We start from the raw sequence: 3,399 nt of genomic DNA, 5'->3' as shown, positions 1-3,399 counted from the left end.
TTGTACCGTTGAATATGATTGTCGTATTGTGTTTTGTTTTGAGTATAATCAAGAAACCTTAGAAGAGGAAATCAATTTAATTGATATTGGTACTCATGACGAAGTTTATTAATTAGGACTAATTTTGATAGGAGAGGTTCGATCGCGCTGCGCCGCCTTTGGCGATCGACTTTTGGGGGTGGAGTTCGATCGAACTTTAAAAAGGTAAAATAGAAGTTGAACAGGACAATTAAAATAATATTACAATTAATAAATTAAATTATTTGAAAAGAAACCAGTATGACAGCACTTTCAATTATAAAAGAGCATATTGAAATTACGACTGGGGTTTGCGGTGGAAAACCTCGTATTGCGGGGCATCGTATTACCGTACAAAATATAGTAATATGTTACGAAAAAATGGGAATGTCGGCGGATGAGATTTTACTTCATTATCCTACTATTGATTTGTCAGATATTTATGCGGCATTAGCATATTATTATGATCATCAAGAAGAAATTAGAAAACAAATAAAAGATGACGAAAATTTCGCTTTAGAAATGAAAAAGAAAACCATTTCTCTTGTGGAGAAAAAACTTAAAAATAAAGATGGAAAATAAAATCAAATTTCACTTAGATGAAAATATTAGCCAAGCTATTGCTAATGGGTTGAAAAGAAGAGGAATTGATGTAACTACCACTCCTGAACAAAATTTCATCGGTATTTCAGATGAAGAACAATTATTTTTTGCTATATCTCAACGAAGAGTTATTTTTACTCAAGATACAGATTTTTTGAGACTTCATCATCAAGGAATTAATCATTACGGTATTGTTTATTGTCAGCAAAAAAGTAAATCCATTGGTGAAATAATACAATATTTAATTCTAATTTGGCAAATACTTGAAGTAGAAGAAATGATAAATCATCTTGAATATTTGTAACCCTAATTAGAACAAATTTCACATCGAAAGCTAATTTATGAGATATAACCAACAAAAAGCAATTATAGATATTGAAACATTATCTATTTTGCAAGGAAAATTAAGCCCTCGAATTTTTTTAGGGATAGTTATTGAATGGGCTTTATTACATCAAGCGGAATTAAGAGAGAATTGGCAATTAGCAAGACAAAATCAACCATTAGAAAATATCGAACCTTTGGAGTAAAAATGTTAAAAGATATTATTGAAGTTAAACCATTAGAAAATTATCAACTTTACCTCAAATTTGAAGATAATAAAGAGGGAGTAATTGATATTAGTAATATTATAGAATTTACTGGTATTTTTACCCCTTTAAAACAAATAGATTATTTTCAAACAGTCAAATTAAATCCTGAATGGGGAACTATTTATTGGGACAATGGAGCAGATTTAGATCCAGATGTACTTTATTCTGCTATTACAAAACAATCATTACCTCAATTTTCTAGCTATGTTTATAAATAATTTTTCTATAGTATTCTTACATCATTCATAAGAAAATATTATAAAAAATATCAAAGATAATCGCCCTTTTCTGTGAAACTTCATCAAAAAATATTAAGGGCAAACTGCATAAATTTTTAAAGTGAATAGGATAAATAAGTAGTAAGTACAAAATATTTAAACAGCAGTAAAAATTAAAGGAGTAAATACAATGGGCGTATCTTGGTATTCTCACGCTGAAGTAATCAGTTTAGAAGCTGAAAAAATCAAACAATTAATCGAAGAAATCGATCGAAATAATGATTATGATACCTCTTATGTTAGGGATTTAAGGATTGAGGATAACTCAGTTTTCTTCAACTCAGGGGGTTATGGTTGTTATGGTTATGATCCGAGGTATTGTAGAGATTATCTATTTGAAATACTTTTAGAAAGGTATAAAGGTGCGATCGCTTGTTTTGAATATGTCAAACCCTGTCAAAGTCAATATTATTACTTTACCACCAGTTTTATTAAATCAGAAGGGGAAGTGGATTGGGATGATGAAGAAAATTGTTTAGTCCACAAACAGGCTCTAATTATTGATGAAGATATACTCGATGATGATGAAAAAGAGATGCTCAACAGAGAAGAATCGGGGAGGGATTGGTTTGAGTCAGAGGAATTTTTTGATTTTCAATGGGCTTGGATTTGGTCAATCGCAGTTGAATCACTCTTTGAGCAAAAACATAAAATGCCTTCACTTTATTCTATTTATCAGAAATGTGGAAACAATGAAGCAAAAATTACAACATCTTTACTTTATAGTTGGTGTGGTGATGAACAAATATCGGAAGAGGAACTTTACTTGGCAATAAATGAATGTCAATTAGATTGTTTACATACTATTCAAAACTTTTGGGATACCATACTGAATGATTTTGAAGGAGAATTACCAGATAATTTTCCCAGTTTTAAGACCAAAAGTGATGATTGAATAAAAAACGATCGACTTTTTGGGGGGAGGTTCGATCGAATTGCTAAACTAAAATAGTATTAATAATAGAGTGTCACTTATGGAAAAATTGCTCATCAATAATAATCAAGAAGATTTAATCGAATTAATCAAATCAGTCAACGAAGAAAATAAAATATATGAATTAGAAGGAGTTAATGCTTCGGCGGTGTTAATCTCTCAAAAAGATTACGAGAGTTTACAAGAAACCATCGAGCTATTATCAATTTCTGGACTAAGAGAAAGTTTACAACGTTCCCTTGAACAAATATCAAATAATGAAACTTACTCTTTAGATGATGTCTTAGGAGATATTGATTGATGGTTTATCAAATAAGATTTACTAAAGAAGCAAAAAAAGATGTCACTCAACTTACTCAAAAACAGAAAGAAAAACTCAAAAAAATTATTGAAGAAAAACTAAGTATTCTTCCTTATGATGGCAAAAAACTGCTAGGCGATCTTGCTGGATTCTACTCTATACGTTTAAGTTACAAAGATAGAATCCTTTACACTATTGATGAGTCTCAAAAACTAATTTATATTCATCGAGCAAAGACTCATTATGGAGATTAGTACACTTGCTATTAATAGTAGTTTGAAAGTTCGACTTTTTTGGGGTGGAGTTCGATCGCATCTCTAAGCCATAAAAAAGTTATGATAAAATGGTCATAAATTAGTAACAATTATTAATTATGAAAAGTGTAGAATATTTAACAGATATAAATGGAAATAAAAAAGCGGTAGTTATTCCCATCGAAATATGGGAAAAAATTATCCAGAATGAGAAAAATAATGATGATGACTTACCTGAATATTTAGAAAATTATTGTTTAAATCAAGCAATGGAAGAAGCAAAATTAACTCCTTTATTCGATGCTGAAAATGCTTTGAAATTTCAAGAGAATAAAATAGCAAAACCCGGATTACATTTAGGGGCAATTTCTATGGCTGAGGATTTTGATGAGCCTTTATCTGATAGTTTTTGGTTAGG

The 3,399-nt window shown here is 30.1% G+C and carries 9 protein-coding genes; all 9 read left to right on the top strand.

All coding sequences use genetic code 11. The features are described from left to right. Positions 1–112: type II toxin-antitoxin system YafQ family toxin (locus tag ACN4EE_RS22500; protein WP_431708753.1), on the top strand; the 112-nt coding region annotated here is incomplete at its 5' end. Positions 113–279: 167 nt separating this feature from the next. Further along, positions 280–600 (top strand): DUF433 domain-containing protein, encoded by a 321-nt coding sequence (locus ACN4EE_RS22495; protein WP_431708752.1) that lies wholly within the window; start codon positions 280–282, stop codon positions 598–600. Next, positions 590–925, top strand: coding sequence for a DUF5615 family PIN-like protein (locus ACN4EE_RS22490; RefSeq protein WP_431708751.1), 336 nt, complete (start codon positions 590–592; stop codon positions 923–925). Before ACN4EE_RS22495 ends, ACN4EE_RS22490 begins: the two co-directional genes overlap by 11 nt. 37 nt (positions 926–962) lie before the next feature. Next, positions 963–1,151, top strand: coding sequence for a DUF4160 domain-containing protein (locus tag ACN4EE_RS22485; RefSeq protein WP_431708750.1), 189 nt, complete (start codon positions 963–965; stop codon positions 1,149–1,151). 2 nt (positions 1,152–1,153) lie between these two features. Next, on the top strand, positions 1,154–1,432 hold the full coding sequence (locus ACN4EE_RS22480; RefSeq protein WP_431708749.1) for a DUF2442 domain-containing protein: 279 nt from the start codon (positions 1,154–1,156) through the stop codon (positions 1,430–1,432). Positions 1,433–1,622: 190 nt separating this feature from the next. Next, complete coding sequence (locus ACN4EE_RS22475; protein WP_431708748.1) at positions 1,623–2,387, top strand: hypothetical protein; 765 nt, start codon at positions 1,623–1,625, stop codon at positions 2,385–2,387. A gap of 79 nt (positions 2,388–2,466) precedes the next feature. Next, positions 2,467–2,727: a type II toxin-antitoxin system Phd/YefM family antitoxin gene (locus ACN4EE_RS22470; RefSeq protein WP_017295275.1), complete on the top strand. Its 261-nt coding sequence runs from the start codon at positions 2,467–2,469 to the stop codon at positions 2,725–2,727. Continuing rightward, on the top strand, positions 2,727–2,981 hold the full coding sequence (locus ACN4EE_RS22465; RefSeq protein WP_431708747.1) for a type II toxin-antitoxin system RelE family toxin: 255 nt from the start codon (positions 2,727–2,729) through the stop codon (positions 2,979–2,981). Before ACN4EE_RS22470 ends, ACN4EE_RS22465 begins: the two co-directional genes overlap by 1 nt. Before the next feature lie 119 nt (positions 2,982–3,100). Then, positions 3,101–3,399, top strand: a 299-nt coding sequence (locus ACN4EE_RS22460) for a hypothetical protein (protein WP_431708746.1), incomplete at its 3' end; no start/stop codon positions are given.

Origin of the sequence: Geminocystis sp. CENA526, from assembly GCF_050753365.1 — a bacterium.
Classification (GTDB): domain Bacteria; phylum Cyanobacteriota; class Cyanobacteriia; order Cyanobacteriales; family Cyanobacteriaceae; genus Geminocystis.
The sequence above is the reverse complement of the archived record's forward strand: the minus strand, read 5'-3'. Positions and strand labels throughout refer to the sequence as shown.